We start from the raw sequence: 20,193 nt of genomic DNA on the forward strand, positions 1-20,193 counted from the left end.
CTCGCCTCCTACCAATAGTGACAATGAATAAAATCTGAGATTGAAAATCGTATTCTGACAGAAACAAACTCTTTGCATGTACTATTTTGTATATACAAAATGGACATTCAATGGCAGACTCATGGAAATAGAGTTTGAGTGGGATTTAGCGAAAGCTAAGTCGAATTTACGAAAGCACGGAATTCGTTTTGAAACAGCCGCACTGGTTTTTGAAGACCCCTTTCATCTTTCAGTGCAGGATCGTATTGAAAATACTGAATATCGATGGCAGACCATCGGTGCAATAGAAGAATGTCTGATAGTACTTGTCGCCCATACGATACGGTTTGAAAACGGCACTGAGATGATCCGTATCATTAGCGCCCGTAAAGCTTGTCAGAAAGAGAGGACGATTTATGAGCACCGTTAGAGTTAAACGCAGTGAGCTTCCCTCCTTGACTGCGAAGCAAGAAGCCGAGCTGAAATCACTTTGCCAGCAGCCTGACAGCCAGATTGATTACAGTGATATCGGTGAGCCAGCAGCAAACCTCTGGGAAGACGCGGTTCGCGGGCAGTTTTATCGCCCGGTGAAGAAACATGCTTCCGTCAGAATTGATGCCGATATTCTGGCGTGGCTTAAAGAACCCGGGAAAGGGTATCAGACAAGACTTAACGCTATTTTGCGAGAAGCCATGCTACGCAGCCAGCAGGTAAAATAGTGGGTGACTCAGCATCAGAGTTCCATAATGCTGAGTCCCGTTATCGAGCATGAGTTGTTATTTTTAGTCTGCAATTTTCTGATGCAACGCGATAATTTCGCGTCCCAGTTCCATCAACATAATGGCATTCATCAGGTGATCCTGGGCGTGAACCATCACTAAATGCACTGGGATTTTGCCTTCCCCTTCGTCCATTTCAATCAGCTTAGTCTGTACATGATGCGCGGAAGACAAGGCCTCCTGGGCCTGCTGCATGTAGGTTTCTGCCTGGGCAAAATCGCCCTCTTCACGCGCACAGCGAATGGCCTGAAACACCAGACTACGGGCATAACCTGCGTTAGCAATCAGCTCCATGACTTCGTTTTCAAGGTTCATCTCAAGCTCCTTCAATCAGAGCCAGCGCCTGCTCTAATACCTTGTCACCTTTCATGGTACCGTAAGCCATCATGTCAATGCAGGCGACAGGTTTCCCATGCTCTTTGGCAATTTTTTCACACTCAGGTAATTTATAGCGGATTTGAGGCCCCAGTAAGGCAACGTCAAATTCAGCCACACAGGTTTTATAATCACGTACCGATTTGGCACAAATTTCAGCCTCAATGCCACGACTGAGCGCGGCTTCCTGCATTTTTTTGACCATCAAACTGGTCGACATACCCAAGTCACACACCAACAGAATTTTTTTCATGTTATTTCTCCAAATCATTCAGCAAGTGCTGCATTAAAAGAGGGATCGGCCTGCCGGAAGCAACACTACGTCCTTGTTCACGCCACAAGGCGGTGCCGCTGATATCAAGGTGTGCCCAAGGAATATCATCCGGACAGAAACAGCGCAGAAAATAAGCGGCGGAGGTACTGATTGCGGCATTATTAGGGGGAGTGTTAGACAAGTCAGCTATCGCACTTTCAACCTGTGGAGCAAAGCGCGCATCCAATGGCAAGGGCCAGACTTCGTCCCGACTATCACGCCCGGCCTGGACCAGTTGTTGACTTAGTGCCGAATCTTCACTCCATAAACCAGTCAGGTCATAGCCTAAGGCTTTGACCACTGCTCCGGTGAGAGTTGCCATATCGATAATGGACTGAGGTTTTTGGTTATCCAGCCTCAATTGGCTGGCCCAGGAAATGGCATCCGCTAATACCAGACGACCTTCGGCATCGGTATTATTGATTTCAACACTCAGACCTGAGTGGCTAATAGCAACATCACCGGGGCGCATTACATCCGGGCCAATCATATTTTCTGCCAGCGCCAGGACACCCACCAGCCGTACCGGCAATTTCAGTTCAGCAGCAGCGATAAGCAGACCAAAGACACTGGCAGCGCCACACATATCGTATTTCATGGTGTACATACCGGCCCCTTCTTTCAGCCACATGCCACCGGTATCAAAAGTAATTCCCTTACCCACATAAGCCCTGAAAGGTCCTTGATTCTGCCCTTCATAATGCAAGATAAGCAGCCGGGGTGGATTAGTGGCACCTTTTCCCACCGCATTAAGCAATCCTAAACCTTGCTGTTTGATCTGGTTTTCATCGAGAACTTCATATGTCAGAGCGGGATAGCCAGCAATGCACTTTGCTATTTCACTCACAACAAATTCCGGCGTACAGCTTGAACTGGGTAAATCCGCAAGACGGCGAGCAGCTACCATACCTCGTGAAGTGGCTTGTGCTTCGCGTAGCCATTTTTCAAGACAGGTTTGCTGCTGTGGCTGGCACCATAACGTAATCTGGTTAATCCGCACTGCCTGTGATGCTGTCGTCTTTAAACCTAAATCACTGAGTTGATATTCAAGATTAAACAGAAAGGCCAGCAGCGAGACAATCTGCGCCCGGTGCGCAACATTTCCACAGTCCCACAGACTGCAATCGATAATCAGCGCCGGACAATGTGTTTTCCGCAACAGAGGCCGTAACGCCGCTTGTAGCTTATAGGTAACACTATCCAGCCAGTGGTTTTCAGGCAACAGGGTAATACGAGCAAAAGGATGGCAACCGTAGGCGCAGTCCGCCACAGAAGCTGCCGCGTCTTTCTGTAACCCGCCAAACAGTTCGGGATTGAGCGCCACTTCTGCCAGTAATCGGCTGTTCGCAAAAGATATCAGATGGTTACCCATACCTGTTGTTAAATGACTACTGATAACCTGAGCATTAATCATATTGAGGATCTCCGATAGGGGCCCGGATACGCGCGGCATAATCCGCCATCCATTGGTCGTCTGCAGGGGTGTAGTAAGTGCGGTCTGCTCGGCGTTCAGCTAAATAAACCGTGGCAGGTAAGTCGCGTGTTGCGACAACGAAGGAAAATGTCTGAATATTCGTGGCAGCGCCAAATTCCCCCTGGCGATTCATACAGACAACGGATAAATCACCGACACGACCAAAGCGTGCCATCAGTTTGTCTTCCAGTTCACAGACCACAGAATCAGCGGCATCTTGTGGTGCCATTCCGCCTTCCATACGACGTACAATTTCGTAGCTGGTACAGCCCTTCATCAGGTCTTCACCCACTCCCGTTGCGGTAGCAGCACCAATTTCACTGTCGCAATAGAATCCAGAACCAACCACTGGCGAGTCTCCCAGCCGCCCACGACGTTTCATAAACAGTCCGCTAGTAGAGGTCCCGACGCTCATAGAACCATGATTATCAAGACCAATAATACCGACAGTATCATGGCCATCGTAGGGGCTCAGTCCACGATCAATAGTTTCATGACAACGCTTACGGTAATGCTGTATTGCCCGCTCAGTAAGCATTGCTTTCTCAGCAAAACCCTGGCTGAGTGCCCACTCTCGTGCCCCCGTCCCCACCAGAAAACTGTTAAAACGCTCACGGCTCAAGGCATGGGCGACCTGAATAGGATTCGCGATATCAACCAGGTTACCCACGGCGCCAAAGGCCAGACTATCGCCGTCCATAAAAGCGGCATCGAGCTCAACTTCGCCATTTTCGCTGGGTAAACCGCCATAACCCACAGATTTATAGAAGGGAAAATCTTCTACCTCAGCAACGGCGCTCACCACCGCTTTCGCTGACCGTCCGCCATTCTTGAGGGTTTCACTGGCGTGCGTGATGCCTTCGAGCGCCATGCGCCATGTTGCAATCATTCCCCACATGTATTGCTCCTAATACTTTGTCTAACAGTCACAAATCAGGCTTTTTCAGCCGCACAGTATTGTTTATCTAATATGCGTAAGAAGGGCAGATACAGCATGGCACCAATCAGCAGGTTAACGATTTGCATCAGGCTACCGCTGATATCTCCAGTGACGATAAAACCACTGATAACAGGGGGTAAGGTCCAGGGAATAAACACACCGGTCGTGACGGCGACCATACCGATTTTCATTGCGATATATTGCGTAGTAACCAGTACCAGAGGCACCAGATTGAACGGGATCAGCATGATAGGGTTCATGATGATAGGCAGGCCAAACAGGATAGGCTCATTGATATTAAATACCGACGCCCCGGCACCTAAGCGCCCGACTTCACGTATGCTTTTACTACGCGCAAAGAAGAGTATCGCAATCACCAGTGATAATGTCGCACCCGCCCCACCCATCCAGACCATATCGAAAAACTGTTCGGTAATAATATGTGGCGGCGTGACGCCTGCCTGAATCGCGGCAATATTATCCGTCTGATTTTCCATCCACAGAGGACGAATAATCCCGTTTACCATTGAACCGGAGTTAATCCCTACCGACCATAAAATGGTAATCGAGAGCACAGTCAGCAGCACACCACCGTAAGAAGTGCCAAAATGACGCATCGGCGTTGCCACTGCCTGATAGATAAACTGGTGGATGGTTTCATAAGAAGTGTGCTCAAACGCAATACGAATGACTAATACGAGCACAATAACGATTAACGCCGGGATCAAAGCAGCAAAAGACTCTTGTACAGCCGGTGGAACCCCTTCAGGCATTTTAATCACCAGCTTTTTACGCTTCAGAAAGCAGAATAACTCCGTCCAAAGCAGTGAGCCTATCATCGCCACAAACAGGCCTTTACTACCGATCCATTCTGTTGGTATCACGGTAATATTGCCCAACGCTTCAACTTTAATAAAAGGCGTCAGGATCAGGAAAGAGACCAGCGCCAGGATGCCACAGGATACCCGGTCTTCGTCATAGTGTTCAGCGAGCCGATAGGCTACCAGGAAACTAATAAACAGTGACATGGTCGAGAATACGGCGTTGAAGGGTATCTCTACGATATTGCTCCAGCTTGAACCAAACATACCGTTCATAAACTGCTGATAGCCCTGGCTGGGGAACGACGAAACAATCAGTAATATCGACCCTACAATGATAAATGGCATAAATGAAACATAGGCACCCCGTATTGCGCACAGATGACGCTGTTGTGCAGTCTTAGCTGCCAGCGGCATCAGTTTTGCCTCAAGAAATCCTAAAACGTTGCTCATAATGCGCTCCGAAAATTAATTTTTATGATGTCGTAATGGGAGGAACAGGCTTTCAGTGCGGCGATTATCTGTGAATAGCGTAATGATAAAGTTGCGGTGGCTCACAATACAGTGGACACAATGAGCAAGTCTCACAAAATTAGATATCATTACCGCAGCAACTAAATGGGGGGATGTATGGAAATAAAACTACACGCAAATGCCACCACGACACCGCGTATTCGCCGCTATATTCAGAACTCTGAGAAGAGTGATCGGGCGCTGGCAAAAGAGCTGGGGATCTCTGTTGCTACGGTACGTCGCTGGCGTCAACGGCAGGATGTGGCCGATCAGTACTCGGCACCAAAAAGCGTACACAAATCCCTGAGACCCGAACAAAGCATGATAATCAATGCTGTGAGACAAAAACTCATGGTGCCGCTTGATGAGCTGCTAGTCATTGTCAACGAAGGCATGCAGCAAAGTATTTCCCGGGCTGGGTTAGACCGCTATCTGCGTAGTGCCAAACTGGTACATATGAATATCTTAGAGGCAAGAGAGCTGCGCGGTAAGAAAGCGCTAAAAGCAGGAATGATCCCCGGAAAATTACGCATTTTTTATCAACGGATCAACTTACTCACCGAAGATGGGGGCGAACATCATATCCTGTGGGCGCAAGAGGAAGTCAGTGGCTGGATTGCCTCTCGGGCATTTGCTGGTGCCTCACCAATACTGGTGGTCCATTGGCTGGAATCTCTTATGACTGTGACCCCGGCTGCTATACAATCTATTGAGACTGAAAATAAGAAGCTGTTCGGAAACGAATTGTCACCTGACCATCCATTACAGAAATGGTGTGCAGAGCAGAGTTTACCTTTGGTACTTCGAGGGGAGGAAACGGTGGATGTAGCCCTGAGAGTCGAGTCTCCGTTTAGCACTCTTATCCCTGCACTGGCGACGATAAAACTGGATGAGTATCTGCAACAAATGAGTGAGCAATATAATTGCCAGTGGTTGCAGAAGAAACTGGGGGATACAACACCCGCAAAATTTTGGGCCTTGCATGGTAAAGGTCGATAGCGGACAGATCTTATGTCGCCCTCGACCCGTTGGAAACTCAGCGGCGACTTTCTTCTACCAGATCAATCACACTGGCAATGACACCATCCAGAGGCTGACTGATATCGACGACTTGTACATCAGTCTCATCTGCCTGTGGCTCTTCAAGAGCTGCAAACTGAGTCTTGAGCATATCGGTCTTGAAGAAATGGCCTTTACGCGATTTAAGACGCGACTCAATCACCTCAAAGTCCCCTTTTAAATAAATAAAAGAAAGGTTTGGATTACCGTCACGTAACTGGTCGCGGTATTTTTTCTTCAACGAAGAACAGACGATCAATGACACTTTATTGGTGCGCTGCATCGCAAACGCTGCATCATTCAGAGCCTGTAACCAGGGGATCCGGTCTTCATCATTCAATGCTTCGCCGGACGCCATTTTCATAATATTACGGCGTGGATGAAGAAAATCACCGTCAAGAAATACCGCGTGAAGCTGATGGGCGACTTCGCTGGCAACCACAGATTTGCCGCTGCCAGAGACGCCCATCAGGACATAAATATGATTATCATGGTTAGTAACGTTCATGCATAGCTCCGGTCAGCAACACCCTGTCGCTGGAGGATGTTATCGGTAACATTTACAGATAAAATACGACAAGACGCAAAAACATCCTAGCCGGAGCAGGCATAAATGTGAGTTCTGTCAATAAAAACGCTTAAACAGAACCACCTGATGACAGAGTAAACCCTAAATCCAGTTTTTTGGGTAATACCTCTTCACCTCGAATACGTGCCAGCAACCGCTCAGCACCGAGCCGTCCCATCTGTTCCCTCGGGGTAATTACGCTGGCAAGACGGGGTTCCATGACCTGCCCAATATCGTGACCGTGAAAACCGGCAATCGCGATATCTTGCGGAATACGTAGACCCTGGCGCTGGCACTCAAATACCGCTCCGATCGCTAAGTCGTCATTGGTACAAAAGATACTGTCCAGTTCAGGATATTCAAGACGAGCCTTGCACAGGAGTTCAGCCCCAGCGGAGTAAGAGGAAGCATTCATCGTCATCACACTGCGCGGCTTAAGACCCGCATCATGCATCGCCTGCTCATAACCTTGCTGTTTGATAATCGTTCGCTCATCAAGCCGTGCTCCCAGATAGGCGACATGGCGATAACCTCGGGTAATCATAGCGGCAGTCATCTGACGAGCAGCTTCAAAGTTATCAAATCCGACGGCGATATCCAGACAAGGAGAGACGCTATCCATCAGCTCCACTACCGGAATACCTGCGACTTCAATCATTTTGAGCGCTCTGGGGGTATGCATACGTTCGGTGAGAATCAGTCCGTCAATGTTCCAGGAGAGCATCGACTCCAGCCGCTCTTCTTCTCTGTCAGGTTTATAACCGAAGTGCGCCAGGATAGTCTGATAGCCATTTGCGTCGACGATATCCTCGATACCACGCAATACTTCAGCAAAAACCTGGTTAGTCAGGGAGGGAAGTAAAACACCGATAGCCCGGCTGGTTGAATTGGAAAGCATATCCGGTGCACGATTCGGAATATAACCCAGCTCCTCTAATGCTGCGGCGATTTTCACGCCCACTGTCGCAGAAACCATGTCTGGTGTGCGCAAAAAACGACTGACGGTCATTTTCGTGACGCCAACACGATCGGCAACGTCTTGAAGTACTGGTCTTTTCTTTTTCATGCATTCAGCGGGGTTTCTGATTATCGGTATCCCAGTTTAGCATGGAGCAGAACAAACCTTCCCCCTTTCAGGGGAAGGTTGTGAGCTATAACGCTTAAACAGGTGGCAAATCAAATAACAGAATTTCGCTTTCTTCATTCGCTTCAATGGCCAGAACCTGCTCGTCCCAGACCGCGATGCCGTCGCTGATTTTTGCTTGTGTACCATTAACGACAACGTCGCCCTTCACAACCTGGATCCAGACTCGACGACCTGCTGCGATTGAGTAGGCTGCTTGTTCGCCTTTTTCCAGCGGCCAGCGGGAAAGCTCCATATCCTGATATACCTTCAGCGAACCTTCTCTGGCATCCGGTGAAAGCACCAGCTGACGTCCGGTTGCCGCATCAAAACGGCGTTGATCATAACGCGGCGTGATGCCATTGGTTTCTGGAATGATCCAAATCTGATACAGGTGCAAAGGTTCCGTCTGGCTGGCGTTATATTCTGAGTGTCTGACACCGGTTCCCGCGCTCATTATCTGGAACTCACCCGCTGGAATTTGTTCCTTGTTTCCCATGCTGTCCTGGTGCTCAACCGTTCCTTTAAGCACATAGGTCAGAATCTCCATATCTTTATGGGGATGGGTGCCAAACCCCTGGCCTGCGTCAATCACATCTTCATTAATCACACGCAGAGCTGAGAATCCCATAAAATTAGCATCATGGTAGCTTGCAAATGAAAAGGTATGCCAGCTATCTAACCAGCCGTGGTTTGCATGTCCGCGATCTTGAGCCTGTCGTAAATAAATCATGTTATTAACTCCTGAATTTCGTTGATGAGTTAAGTGTGGACTTGTTTAGCTGACAATCATAGAGGGGGAAAACTGACGCCTATAGTCAAAAAAGTTGAAAGAGAGGAATATCCTTACTTTGCCATTAACTCAGAGTAACCACTGATGGAGAGGTCTGCTCAAAGCCACGCTCCAGCAGTTCCATATTAGTGAGAACATCAGTTTCACTGACGTAATTCGCTTCTCCATGCAATAAGGTCTGATACAACGCATCATAGACCCGCCCATAGTCCCCTGATTCTGCCTGCCAGGTTTCGCGTACGCTGTCACCCGCATCGTTAACATATTCAAGCTGTGCCACGCTGTCATCGGCGGCAAAATCAGGCTCTCCGGGCATAATCCAGGCCTTCAGGCTGGTTTCCTGCTGATCGATACCGTATTTCACAAATGAGCCTCTGGTTCCATGAACGATAAATTTCGGACCGGCAATTTTTACCAGATGGCTGGTTTTCACCACCGCTTTCATATCGCCATAAAATAACTGGGTTTCAAAGGTATCGTCCGGATTGAGTGGATTACGTACCGAGCGGATATCGTAGGCCACACGGTCCGGGCGCCCAAACAGGGAAATAATTTGATCCATTGTATGGACGCCTAAGCCATAAAAAGCACCATTAACAGCTGTGCCGGGCTGTGTTGGTGCGTCTGGCCGATACATGTCAAAATGACTTTCAACCTCAACGATTCTGCCAAGCAAGCCACTGGCTATGGCTTTTTTCATGGTCAGGAAGCAGGAGTCAAAACGTCGGTTCTGATAAGGTGTAACAATAAGTCCTTTCTGTTTCGCTAACGCAAACAGCTCGCGCGCTTGCTCAAGCGTTGGCGTGAACGGCTTTTCTACCAGTACATTTTTACCTGCCTCTAACGCTTTCTTCGCGTAGTCAAAATGGCTGTCGACCTGAGTACAGATCACCACCAGTTTAACCTGCGGGTCATTAAGAATATCGTCAAGCTGGCTGGTAAAATGGATATGCGCATACTGAGGCTGTTGCTCCAGCTCTAACTTTTCATGGCGACGAAAAATATGGGCAACATGCAGCTTATCTTTCCGCACCAGAACGAAGGGCAGATGGTAACGCGTGGTACTTTTGCCAAAACCGATAAAGGCTATCTGTAAGGTCACAGGATTGTCCTTGTAAAAGGGAATGACCTTCACCTTACTGCATTTTTTAATCGGTTTTTAGCGGTAATAGCGGTTGTTTCTGTGAAAGGCAAAAGAAGGGATATGTTATAGCAGGGAAAAAAAAAGCCAGCACCCGGCTGGCTAAAGTAATACTGGAAGCAATGTGAGCAATGTCGTGCTTTCAGGATGTCTCCGTAGGGGTCTCCCCTGAACGCATGGCAATAATAATCATTATCATTCGCACTTGTAAAGCACTATTTGAAAAATAATGTCCATTGATTTAGTGTTTAAAGTCACTGATGTTAAAACGGTTTTTGTAACTCATTGAGGTTAAAAGGAATGGAACAGGTAGTTGTACGTCACGCAGAAATTTATGATGCTGAAGCTTTACATGAGATTTATTCTCAACCAGCACTCTACTGTGACACTCTACAGCTGCCCCATCCCACACTCAAGAAGTGGCAAACACGTACCGCAGATCTCCCTACAGGTCATTACTCCCTGGTCGCCTGTATCAACGATAAAGTGGTGGGTCAGCTGACGTTGATGGTTGAACCCTTGCCGCGACGAAGCCACGTTGCAACCTTTGGCATGGGCGTAGATAAACGTTATCGGGGTCAGGGAGTGGCTTCAGCATTAATGCAGGAAATGGTTAATCTGTGTGATAACTGGCTGCGCATCGAACGTATCGAGTTGACCGTCTTTACCGATAATACAGCCGCTTTGGCGCTATACCGTAAATTCGGCTTCGAAGTGGAAGGTACCGGGAAGCGCTTTGCATTTCGCGACGGCCAGTATGTTGACGCCTATTTTATGGCGCGTTTCAGACCCGCATAATCGAATGCAAAAAAGGGAGTATACTGTTCGAACGTCTGTGATAAGGGGATAACAATGAAAAAATTACCGCTACTCTTGTTACTGCTGCCATTAAGTAGTCTGGCTCAAGAGCCAAACTCGCTTAATAATCCCAATTTGCCAGGTTATCAGAACCCAACACAGCAGCGGCTGCAGACCCAGATGCAAGCTCAGCAACAACAACAGCAAAAGACCCTCAATCAGCAAATCCAGAGCCAGAGTTTGCAGCAACAGCAGCAGCTCAATAACAGTCTCAATACCCAAAGACAGCGAGTACTGGAGTCACAGCCAGGTATTAAAAAAGAGCCGCCCAAAAACAACAGCAGCAAGAGACCAGGAAGCCTGCCTTAAAACTTAACGCCAGTCTCAGCATTGAGATGGCGTTAAATCATCAGATTAAACTAACAGGGCATCGGTGGCGGAAAAGTGAGGGCCAATTTGGTCGATACTGTCGGTGCAAATAGCATCAACGCCCCATAGCAACAACTGGGCCGCACGGGCAGGTGAATTGACGGTATATACCAGAATATGCAAACCAGCGGCTTTTAGCATCGCTACACGCGTTTCATCGAGCAATTTATGATTGAGGTGAATAGAAACACAGCCAAGCCTTGTGGTGAGTTCAAGCCAGTCCTCGCGCCAGCTATCCAGCAATAACCCTCTGGGGAGCTCTGGGGCCGCCTGTTGAGCCGCTTCCAGCGCCTCGACAGCAAAAGAGGACAGCAAAGGTGCCGTTTGCCCACGCCAGAGTTCACGCGCTGCGAGCGCTACCGCAGTGCCGGTCTCACTTTCCAGCCCAGTGGTTGGCTTGATTTCGATATTGGCCATCATCCCGTGCAGCTCGCAACGCGCGGCAACCTGTGATAACAGCGGTAAAGGCTCGCCCGCAAATTCACTGCTGAACCAGCTACCCGCATCGACATTCACCAGCTGATCCCAGCGTAGATCACCAGCGATGCCCCAGCCATTGCTGGTTCGTTCAAGGGTATCGTCATGCAGCAGGAAAATTTGCCCGTCCTGAGAAAGTTTGGCATCAAACTCAATCATGCTGTGCCCGTAATGTGCGCCAGTATCAATCGCAGCTAAGGTATTTTCAGGTGCCAGTTTGCCACCACCACGGTGAGCAACTATTTTTGGGTAAGGCCAGTGACTCATAAACGTTGTCCAGTTTTAGCATCAAAGAAATGCAGATGTTCTTCCGGTATCTGCAGCCACAGTTTACTGCCCGGCTCCGGACGCAGCTTGTGGTCTAAACGAACTATCACTTTCTGCTGACCAAAGCGCCCGTGCACCAGGTTATCTGCACCCAGTATCTCCAGCGTTTCTGTTACCAGTGGAACACCGCCTGCAGCCTCTGAGCTTAGCGCAATATGTTCAGGGCGAATACCCAGCGTGATAGCTTTACCTGCCAGGGCTAAATGGGTATTACCCAGAGGAAGCATTCCCCCGCCTTCTGGCTCAAAACGCTGACCATCAATACTGACCTTTCCTTCCAGCAGGTTCATGGCCGGGGAGCCAATAAAGCTGGCAACAAAGCGGCTCGCCGGGCGCTCATAGACTTCTACCGGGGTGCCAATTTGCTCGGCAATGCCTTTATTCATCACCATCACACGCTGGGCCAGGGTCATCGCCTCAACCTGATCGTGAGTCACATAAAGACTGGTGGTTTTCAGACGACGGTGCAACTGTTGCAGTTCAAGGCGCATCTGTACACGTAATTTAGCATCAAGGTTCGACAGAGGTTCATCGAATAAGAATAGCTCCGGGGAGCGCACAATCGCCCTTCCCATTGCCACACGCTGACGCTGACCGCCGGACAGTTCACGAGGGCGACGAGTCAGTAAATTATCCAGCTCGAGAATGCGTGCTGCTTCCAGCACTTTCTGACGGATCTGCTCTTTTCCTTGCCCTCGAATTTTCAGGCCCCAGGCCATATTCTCTTCAACCGTCATATGCGGGTACAACGCATAGTTCTGGAACACCATCGCGATACCGCGTTCTTTGGGTTCCATCTCGGTCACTCGCTTATCATCAATCCAGATATCGCCGCTGGTTACCCGCTCCAGCCCGGCAACCATCCGTAATAAGGTGGATTTTCCACAGCCGGATGGCCCTACCATCACAATAAATTCACCGTCGGCAACATCAACGGTTAATGGTTGAATAACCTGATTTTTACCATCCCAGCTTTTTGTGACTGCCTGTAGCTTCAATCCTGCCATTTGTTATTTCTCACTCTCAACTAGTCCACGTACAAACGCACGCTGCATCACTAAAACCACCACTACCGGAGGGACAAGGGTCAGTAACATCGCAGCCATCACCTGATTCCACTGGGTTGAACCTTCTCCGCTTGAGATCATGCCTTTAATACCGGCAACCGCAGTGCCAAGCGAAGCATCGCTAATAATCAGTAACGGCCAGAGATACTGGTTCCAGCCGTAGATAAAGGTGATCACAAATAAAGCTGCAAGATTGGTTTTCGATAACGGCAGCACAATATCCATGAAGAAACGCATTGGTGAGGCGCCATCAATGCGGGCAGCTTCAATAAGCTCGTCAGGTAGCGTCATAAAAAACTGGCGAAACAAGAACGTCGCGGTGGCCGATGCCATCAGTGGCAGGGTTAAACCGGCATAGCTATCAATCATATTCAGGCTTGCCACTACATCGACCGTCGGGAAAATACGCACTTCCACGGGCAGCATCAGGGTGATGAAAATCATCCAGAAAAAGAGCGTTCGAAACGGGAAACGGAACCAGACAATAGCAAAGGCGGAAAGAATCGAAACGGTGATTTTCCCGAAGGTTATCGCCAGCGCCATAAAGGCACTGTTAAACAGCATCAGGCCAAAGGGTGCACTGTTACTGGATACTCCCTGGTTCCAGATAAAGCTGATATTTTCCCACAGGTGGGAGCCAGGGATAAGCGTCATCGGCGTCTGGTAAATCGCCTCGTTATCAAGCGTCGCCGCGACAAAGGCGACATATAACGGGAATAAAATCACGATAACGCCCAGCGCCAGCATCGTGTGGCTAAACCAAGTCAGGCCACGGTTATTTTCAATCATTGGTAGCGTACCTTGCGTTCCACGAAACGAAATTGAACCACTGTCAGAATAATGACCAGGAACATCAGCACCACGGACTGTGCCGCTGAAGAAGAAAGGTCCAGACCGGCAAAACCTTCGCGGTAAATTTTATAAATTAGTGTTGTGGTTGCCTGCATTGGCCCGCCTCCGGTTGCAGCGTCAATCACCGGGAAGGTATCGAAGAAGGCATAAACCAGATTAACCACCAGCAGAAAGAAGCTCACCGGAGCAATAAGCGGCAATGAGATCTTGAAAAAACGGCGCACAGGACCCGCGCCGTCAATGGCGGCGGCCTCAACCAACGAGCGGGGAATGGATTGCAATGCTGCGAAGAAAAACAGAAAGTTATAGCTAATTTGCTTCCATACTGACGCAAACACCACCAGGAACATTGCCTGGCCACTGTTACGGGCATGGTTCCACTCGTAACCAAAATACTCCAGTGCGTGCGTGATTAAGCCCCGTCCTGGGCTAAACAAAAACATCCACAATACGGCAGCTATCGCCGGGGCAATGGCGTAGGGCAACAACAGCAGTGTTTGATAAAAACGGCTGCCACGGATCACATAGTCAACCAGTGCGGCAAAAAACAGCGATATCAGCATACCGCAACCAGCGACCAGACCACTGAAAATCATGGTGGTATAAAAAGAGTCAAGGTAGTAGCTATTACTGAATAGCTGCCTGAAGTTTTCCAGGCCAACAAAAGTACTTGAAATCCCAAACGGGTCGGTACTTTGCAGCGAATACCAGAGTGCTTCACCCGCAGGCCAGATAAAGAAGACAACGGTAATGACCAACTGTGGAAGTACCAAGGCGTAAGGCAACCAGCCAGAACGAAATACCGGACGAGATGATGACATAGCGTTACTCTTTTGAACGAATTCGGGGAATGATGCTGGTCTCCATTCGACTAATAACTGAGTCACCCTGCGGTAAGAACAGAGAAGATAAACGGCTGTTACACCGTTTATCCTGGGGGAGACACGTTATTTTTTATGACTTAGTGGATTGCTCAAAGCGGCGCAGCAGTTGGTTGCCGCGTTCTACGCTGGTGTCCAGCGCTTGCTGTGGCGTCTTTTTACCGCTCCAGACAGATTCCAGCTCTTCGTCAACCACGGTACGAATTTGCGGCATGTTGCCTAAACGCAGACCTTTGGTATAAGCCAGAGGGGGTTTATTCAGCATCTGACGAGTGGCAATATCAGCCCCTGGATTTTTGTCATAGAATCCCTCTTTTTGGGTCAGGTCATATGCTGCGGTGGTAATCGGCAGATAACCGGTTTTCTGATGCCATTGTGCGGCATTTTTAGGTTCAGCCAGGAACTCGAGGAATTCAGCAACACCTTTGTAAGTATCCGGATCTTTACCATCCATAACCCACAGGCTGGCACCACCGATAATGGCATTTTGCGGCGCGTTCTTATTGTCGGCATCGTAAGGCAACATACCTACGCCATAATCAAATTTGGCATACTCGCGAATGTCGGCCAGTGAACCTGAAGAGGCGGTCGTGATAGCACAATCGCCGCTATAGAATTTTTCAGTAGACTCATCTTTACGACCGAAGTAGCTGAAATCACCCTTCTTATTCATATCCTGAAGACGTTGGATATGTTTGACTTGTTCAGGTGCATTGAACACCAGTACCGCATCGGTTCCATCGAAGCCATTATTTTGAGTCGCGACAGGCAACCCATTCCATGCGCTGAAGTTTTCCAGCTGGATCCAACCCTGCCAGCCACTGGCGTAGCCGCATTTCATCCCAGATGCACGAAGTTTCGCACTGTAGTCCGCCACTTCCTGCCAGGTTTTCGGTGGTTTTTCCGGATCCAGACCTGCTTTTTTAAATGCGTCTTTGTTGTAATAAAGTACTGGAGTGGAGCTATTGAATGGCTGGGACAGTAAGTGCCCTGTTTTCGAATCAGTGTAATAACCTGATACGGTTGGAACAAACTGCGACTCATCAAAGACAATGCCAGCATCTTTAAACACTTCATATACAGGCTTGATAGCTTTCGATGCCATCATTGTCGCGGTACCCACTTCATACACTTGCAGAATCGCAGGGGCATTACCCGTACGGTAAGCAGCAATCCCTGCCGCCAGGTTCTGCTCGTAGTTGCCTTTATAAACCGGCACGATTTTGTAATCAGGGTGTGTTTCGTTAAAACGCGTCGCCAGGGCATCCACTTCCTTGCCCAGTTGCCCGTCCATTGAATGCCAAAAAGGAATAGATGTAACGGCCATCGCCTGGCTGGTCAGTGCCAGACCCAGCGTCAGCCCTAAAGCGGTGTGTCGTAACAGTGTCATTCAGATTCACTCTCTTAATTGTGCCGGATGCGCGAAATCACGCGTTTTATGCTCGAGAGGTAACATGACACAGTTGAATGACAGAAATATGCTGTTTACATCACGGAAATGTTGCCGTTATGTTGCAGAAACATTTCAGTTTGTATCGAATTAATATTTAACACCAGATAACAGTGTTTTTTTGAGGTGATATATCGATTGGTGTAACAATTTTAGATTATGACGCTAATTAAAAGCATTATGAGATGTTTAAACCATCAAAAAGCACAAATTATGACAGTTTAAAGATAAGGCAGGCATGCCTGATACAAAATATCATGCTGCCTGCCAGAAGAATAAGCGGAAACTATCCTCCGAGATAAGCGCTGCGTACCGCTTCGTTAGCGAGCAAGGCATCGCCCGTATCAGAGAGAACAACGTGACCATTTTCCAGCACGTAACCACGATCAGCCAGTTTAAGGGCCTGATTCGCGTTTTGTTCAACCAGAAAGATAGTCATCCCTTCACTACGCAACTGTTCAATAGTATCGAAGATTTGCTGGATGATAATTGGTGCCAGACCCAAAGAAGGTTCATCAAGCAACAACAAGCGCGGCTGACTCATCAGCGCTCTGCCGATAGCCAGCATCTGCTGCTCACCACCTGACATGGTACCCGCACGCTGAATACGACGTTCATGCAAACGCGGAAACAGTTTATAGATCCCCTCAATACGCTCATGAAACAAGTCTCGTTCAACAAAGAAACCGCCCATTGCGAGGTTTTCTTCCACTGTCATGCGTGAAAACACGCGGCGACCTTCCGGAACAATTGCAACCGCTTCACGCATGATACGTGCAGTTTGCCAGTCAGTAATATCTTTACCATCAAACACAATACGGCCACTTGAGGCACGAGGATCGCCACAGAGCGATCCCAGTAAAGTGGTTTTACCCGCCCCGTTAGCGCCGATTAACGTCACGATTTCGCCTTGCTTAATATGCAGACTGACGTCGTGCAACGCCTGGATCTTTCCATAGTGGGTACTTACCTTGTCAAACGACAAAATTACATTTTCCATCTTAGGCCTCACCCCTATGCTTCACCTAAATAGGCACGGATCACATCAGGGTTATTGCGGATTTGCTCCGGCGTACCGTTAGCCAACGGCGTCCCCTGATTCACGACGTAGATCCTGTCAGATATTCCCATAACCAGTTTCATATCGTGCTCAATCAACAACACAGTTGTATTGTGATGGTTACGCAGTTCCATGATCAACTCATCGAGTTCATTGGTTTCTTTCGGGTTCAGACCAGCCGCTGGCTCATCCAGCATCAGAATTTCTGGCTGGGTCACCATGCAACGGGCAATTTCCAGGCGACGCTGATCGCCATAGGCCAGGTTACTGGCCTGACGGTTCGCCTGCTCTAACAGGCCAATACGCTCTAACCAGTCGGCGGCACGTTCCAGCGCTTCAGACTGAGCGCGGCGAAAACCTGGGGTTTGCAGCAGACCCGCGAAAATACCGGTTTTCAGCTGCATATGCTGGGCGACCAGCAGGTTTTCAATCACCGTCATTTCACGGAACAAGCGCACATGCTGAAAGGTTCTTACTACGCCAAGACGTGCAATCTCCTGACCGGGCAAACCTTCAAGGTGTTTATCACGCAGTAAAATCTGACCGCCAGTCGGTTTATAAAACCCCGTCAGACAGTTAAAGACGGTCGTTTTACCGGCGCCGTTCGGGCCTATCAGGGAAACAATTTCACCGGCATTAAGCTCAAGCGATACGTTGTTAACGGCAAGAAGGCCGCCAAAACGCATCATCAGTCCGCTGACGGATAACAATGGCTGACTCATGCCTGTTCTCCTTTTACGTCAGTGGTTTTCAGCTTCAAATGCGGACGGTTCATCGGTAACAGACCTTGTGGACGCCAAATCATCATCAGTACCATCAAACCGCCCAGAACCAGCATGCTGTACTCGTTCAAGTCACGCATCATTTCACGCGAGACTACCAGTAACACGGCGGCCAGAATCACCGCAAACTGTGACCCCATTCCGCCTAATACCACTATCGCCAGTACAAAAGCGGACTCGGCAAAGGTGAATGATTCCGGGCTGATAAAGCCCTGACGTGCTGCAAATAAGGTACCGGCAAAACCGGCAAAAGCGGCACTGATCGTAAAAGCGGTGAGTTTGATACGGCGTGGACTTAAACCCAGAGAGCGGCAGGCTATTTCATCTTCACGCAATGCTTCCCAGGCGCGACCCAGAGGCATACGCAACAGACGGTTGATAACAAACAGCGTAATCACCACCAGCAACAGGGCCACTAAATAGAGGAATACCACCCTGTGGATTGGGTCATAGCTAATATTGAAGAAGTTACTGAAGGTATCCCAACCCCCCTCACGTGAGGTACGGCTAAATTCCAGACCAAACAGCGTCGGTTTTGGGATCTGGCTGATACCGTTAGGTCCGCCAGTCAGAGCGGTATTATTGAGCAGCAGAATACGGACAATTTCACCGAAACCCAAGGTGACAATCGCCAGATAGTCTCCCCGTAACCGCAGTACCGGGAAGCCCAGTAAAAAACCTGCCGCTGCCGCCATCAGACCCGCAATCGGCAGACAGGCCCAGAAGCCCAGACCATAGTACTGGTTAAGCATGGCAAAGGTATAAGCGCCGATAGCATAGAAACCACCGTAACCCAGCACCAGTAAACCAGACAGACCTACCACCACATTCAGGCCCAGCCCGAGAATAATGTAGATCATGGTCATGGTGGCAATATCAATCGATCCACGCGACGCCATAAAAGGCCAGACAACGGCAATCACCAACAGTGCCAGCAGGAAGATTTTTTGTTTTGGCGTTGAACCATCCAGGGCCGGTAAGACAAACTTCGGTCCGGTGATTTTTTTCATGCCTTTGGTAAATAACGGACGCAGTAGCTGGAAAATAAATACCACTGCAGTACCGATCATCACCCATTCCCAGCGCACGCTACTGGCACTGTTCACCACCAGTTTGGTACCTGAAAGGCTTAGCTGCACCCCCATAAATACCGAGGCCAGAACGAAAAACATCACCGCAGAGAGTAGTGAAAAAACAATGTGCATCGGTTTCATACTTTCTCTACCTCCGGACGGCCCAGAATACCGGTAGGCATCACCAGCAATACCCCGATAAGCAGCGCAAAGGAAACCACGTCTTTATATTCAGTACTCAGGTAAGCAGAAGTCAGCGCTTCAGCAATCCCCAGAATCAGACCACCAATCATTGCGCCCGGAATACTACCAATACCACCCAATACAGCAGCGGTGAAAGCTTTCATACCGGCCATAAAGCCAATATAGGGGCTGATAACACCATAGAACTGACCTAGCAGAACCCCGGCAACCGCGGCCATAGCAGCACCGATAACAAAGGTCAGGGAGATAACACGGTCAGTATTGATACCCAATAAACTCGCCATTTTTAAATCTTCAGCACAAGCGCGGCAGGCGCGGCCCATGCGGGAGTAGCGGATAAACAGGGTCAGGGCCAGCATAGCAAGGAAAGTCACCACCCAGATAACCATCTGCATAGTGGTGATGGTGGCAGTAAAGTTTTCACTGGCTCCCACAATCCATTGACCATCAAATAAATTTGGCAGGGCAATATCACGCGAACCTTCGGTCAGGCTAACGTAGTTTTGTAAGAAGATAGACATCCCGATAGCAGAGATCAGTGCAATCAGGCGCTTGGAGCTACGAACCGGGCGATAGGCAACCCGTTCTATACTCCAGCCATAGGCACTGGCGATCACAATCGCGCCGATAAAGCCAGCACCGACCAGCATCCAGCCCACATCAATGCCAAGCATCATAAGAGCGGCGATTATCATAAAGGAGACGTAGCTCCCTATCATATACACTTCGCCGTGGGCAAAGTTGATCATACCTATAATGCCGTACACCATCGTATAACCGATGGCAATCAGCGCATAAGTACTACCCAGCGTGACGCCATTAAACATCTGCTGAAGGAAGTAAAGAAACTGCTCGGACATAACGTAACCTTTTAATGCCTTCCGGGCAGACCCGGAAGGGAGGGTAGCAGAGGAC

At 49.0% G+C, this 20,193-nt stretch carries 23 protein-coding genes; 5 read left to right on the forward strand and 18 right to left on the reverse strand.

Annotated elements, in window-relative coordinates; all coding sequences use genetic code 11:
- The first annotated feature begins 121 nt into the window (after positions 1-121).
- Both Q1A40_RS06640 and Q1A40_RS06645 read left to right on the forward strand, forming a co-directional pair.
- Positions 122-409 (forward strand): BrnT family toxin, encoded by a 288-nt coding sequence (locus tag Q1A40_RS06640; protein WP_299998664.1) that lies wholly within the window; start codon positions 122-124, stop codon positions 407-409.
- Positions 396-698, forward strand: coding sequence for a BrnA antitoxin family protein (locus Q1A40_RS06645; RefSeq protein ID WP_299998665.1), 303 nt, complete (start codon positions 396-398; stop codon positions 696-698). Before Q1A40_RS06640 ends, Q1A40_RS06645 begins: the two co-directional genes overlap by 14 nt.
- 63 nt (positions 699-761) lie before the next feature.
- Here Q1A40_RS06645 and Q1A40_RS06650 read toward each other — a convergent pair whose 3' ends face one another.
- The 5 genes from Q1A40_RS06650 to celB are packed head-to-tail and all read right to left on the reverse strand — an operon-like array spanning position 762 to position 5,134.
- The gene (locus tag Q1A40_RS06650; protein ID WP_299998666.1) at positions 762-1,073 is read right to left on the reverse strand and encodes a PTS lactose/cellobiose transporter subunit IIA; all 312 of its coding nucleotides are present in this window, start codon (positions 1,071-1,073) and stop codon (positions 762-764) included.
- A 1-nt stretch (position 1,074) separates the two neighbouring features.
- Complete coding sequence (locus tag Q1A40_RS06655; RefSeq protein ID WP_299998667.1) at positions 1,075-1,386, reverse strand: PTS sugar transporter subunit IIB; 312 nt, start codon at positions 1,384-1,386, stop codon at positions 1,075-1,077.
- Between the two features lies 1 nt (position 1,387).
- On the reverse strand, positions 1,388-2,860 hold the full coding sequence (locus Q1A40_RS06660) for a leucyl aminopeptidase family protein (RefSeq protein WP_299998921.1): 1,473 nt from the start codon (positions 2,858-2,860) through the stop codon (positions 1,388-1,390).
- The gene (locus Q1A40_RS06665) at positions 2,853-3,818 is read right to left on the reverse strand and encodes a N(4)-(beta-N-acetylglucosaminyl)-L-asparaginase (protein ID WP_299998668.1); all 966 of its coding nucleotides are present in this window, start codon (positions 3,816-3,818) and stop codon (positions 2,853-2,855) included. Before Q1A40_RS06665 ends, Q1A40_RS06660 begins: the two co-directional genes overlap by 8 nt.
- A 35-nt stretch (positions 3,819-3,853) precedes the next feature.
- Positions 3,854-5,134, reverse strand: a complete 1,281-nt coding sequence (celB, locus tag Q1A40_RS06670) for a PTS cellobiose transporter subunit IIC (protein ID WP_299998669.1) — start codon at positions 5,132-5,134, stop codon at positions 3,854-3,856.
- 177 nt (positions 5,135-5,311) lie between these two features.
- Between celB and Q1A40_RS06675 the strand changes: the two genes are divergently transcribed.
- Positions 5,312-6,193, forward strand: coding sequence for a hypothetical protein (locus Q1A40_RS06675; RefSeq protein ID WP_299998670.1), 882 nt, complete (start codon positions 5,312-5,314; stop codon positions 6,191-6,193).
- A 37-nt stretch (positions 6,194-6,230) separates the two neighbouring features.
- Here Q1A40_RS06675 and gntK read toward each other — a convergent pair whose 3' ends face one another.
- The 4 genes from gntK to Q1A40_RS06695 form a co-directional block, all read right to left on the reverse strand.
- Positions 6,231-6,761, reverse strand: coding sequence for a gluconokinase (gene gntK, locus Q1A40_RS06680; protein WP_299998671.1), 531 nt, complete (start codon positions 6,759-6,761; stop codon positions 6,231-6,233).
- 130 nt (positions 6,762-6,891) lie between these two features.
- Positions 6,892-7,887, reverse strand: coding sequence for a gluconate operon transcriptional repressor GntR (gntR, locus tag Q1A40_RS06685; protein ID WP_299998672.1), 996 nt, complete (start codon positions 7,885-7,887; stop codon positions 6,892-6,894).
- A 94-nt stretch (positions 7,888-7,981) separates the two neighbouring features.
- On the reverse strand, positions 7,982-8,677 hold the full coding sequence (locus Q1A40_RS06690; protein ID WP_299998673.1) for a pirin family protein: 696 nt from the start codon (positions 8,675-8,677) through the stop codon (positions 7,982-7,984).
- 124 nt (positions 8,678-8,801) lie between these two features.
- On the reverse strand, positions 8,802-9,839 hold the full coding sequence (locus Q1A40_RS06695) for an oxidoreductase (RefSeq protein WP_299998674.1): 1,038 nt from the start codon (positions 9,837-9,839) through the stop codon (positions 8,802-8,804).
- Between the two features lie 339 nt (positions 9,840-10,178).
- Here Q1A40_RS06695 and Q1A40_RS06700 point away from each other — a divergent pair, with 339 nt between their 5' ends.
- Together Q1A40_RS06700 and Q1A40_RS06705 are read left to right on the forward strand one after the other, a co-directional pair.
- Positions 10,179-10,676, forward strand: a complete 498-nt coding sequence (locus Q1A40_RS06700) for a GNAT family N-acetyltransferase (protein WP_299998675.1) — start codon at positions 10,179-10,181, stop codon at positions 10,674-10,676.
- A 54-nt stretch (positions 10,677-10,730) separates the two neighbouring features.
- Positions 10,731-11,045, forward strand: coding sequence for a DUF2756 domain-containing protein (locus Q1A40_RS06705; RefSeq protein ID WP_299998676.1), 315 nt, complete (start codon positions 10,731-10,733; stop codon positions 11,043-11,045).
- 45 nt (positions 11,046-11,090) lie between these two features.
- On the opposite strand, the gene ugpQ is transcribed toward Q1A40_RS06705, so the two are convergent.
- The 9 genes from ugpQ to livH all read right to left on the reverse strand — a co-directional run bounded on the left by ugpQ (position 11,091) and on the right by livH (position 20,138).
- Positions 11,091-11,849, reverse strand: coding sequence for a glycerophosphodiester phosphodiesterase (ugpQ, locus tag Q1A40_RS06710; RefSeq protein WP_299998677.1), 759 nt, complete (start codon positions 11,847-11,849; stop codon positions 11,091-11,093).
- Positions 11,846-12,916 carry a sn-glycerol-3-phosphate import ATP-binding protein UgpC gene (locus Q1A40_RS06715; RefSeq protein ID WP_299998678.1) on the reverse strand — a complete coding sequence of 357 codons (1,071 nt, stop codon included), beginning with the start codon at positions 12,914-12,916 and terminating at the stop codon, positions 11,846-11,848. The genes ugpQ and Q1A40_RS06715 overlap by 4 nt, the downstream gene beginning before the upstream one ends.
- Positions 12,917-12,919: 3 nt before the next feature.
- On the reverse strand, positions 12,920-13,765 hold the full coding sequence (gene ugpE, locus Q1A40_RS06720; protein ID WP_299998679.1) for a sn-glycerol-3-phosphate ABC transporter permease UgpE: 846 nt from the start codon (positions 13,763-13,765) through the stop codon (positions 12,920-12,922).
- Entirely contained in the window at positions 13,762-14,649 is an 888-nt protein-coding gene (gene ugpA / locus Q1A40_RS06725; protein WP_299998680.1) for a sn-glycerol-3-phosphate ABC transporter permease UgpA, read from the reverse strand. The genes ugpE and ugpA overlap by 4 nt, the downstream gene beginning before the upstream one ends.
- 133 nt (positions 14,650-14,782) lie before the next feature.
- Positions 14,783-16,099, reverse strand: coding sequence for a sn-glycerol-3-phosphate ABC transporter substrate-binding protein UgpB (gene ugpB / locus Q1A40_RS06730; protein WP_299998681.1), 1,317 nt, complete (start codon positions 16,097-16,099; stop codon positions 14,783-14,785).
- Positions 16,100-16,445: 346 nt separating this feature from the next.
- Positions 16,446-17,159: a high-affinity branched-chain amino acid ABC transporter ATP-binding protein LivF gene (gene livF, locus Q1A40_RS06735; protein WP_299998682.1), complete on the reverse strand. Its 714-nt coding sequence runs from the start codon at positions 17,157-17,159 to the stop codon at positions 16,446-16,448.
- Positions 17,160-17,173: 14 nt separating this feature from the next.
- Positions 17,174-17,941 (reverse strand): high-affinity branched-chain amino acid ABC transporter ATP-binding protein LivG, encoded by a 768-nt coding sequence (gene livG / locus Q1A40_RS06740; protein ID WP_299998683.1) that lies wholly within the window; start codon positions 17,939-17,941, stop codon positions 17,174-17,176.
- Entirely contained in the window at positions 17,938-19,215 is a 1,278-nt protein-coding gene (locus Q1A40_RS06745; RefSeq protein WP_299998684.1) for a high-affinity branched-chain amino acid ABC transporter permease LivM, read from the reverse strand. Before Q1A40_RS06745 ends, livG begins: the two co-directional genes overlap by 4 nt.
- A complete protein-coding gene (gene livH, locus Q1A40_RS06750) occupies positions 19,212-20,138 on the reverse strand; it encodes a high-affinity branched-chain amino acid ABC transporter permease LivH (RefSeq protein ID WP_299998685.1) in 927 nt (308 codons plus the stop codon). The genes Q1A40_RS06745 and livH overlap by 4 nt, the downstream gene beginning before the upstream one ends.
- Between the last annotated feature and the right edge of the window lie 55 nt (positions 20,139-20,193).

The sequence above is a fragment of the uncultured Cedecea sp. genome (genome assembly GCF_947498825.1).
Lineage (GTDB): Bacteria > Pseudomonadota > Gammaproteobacteria > Enterobacterales > Enterobacteriaceae > JGM124.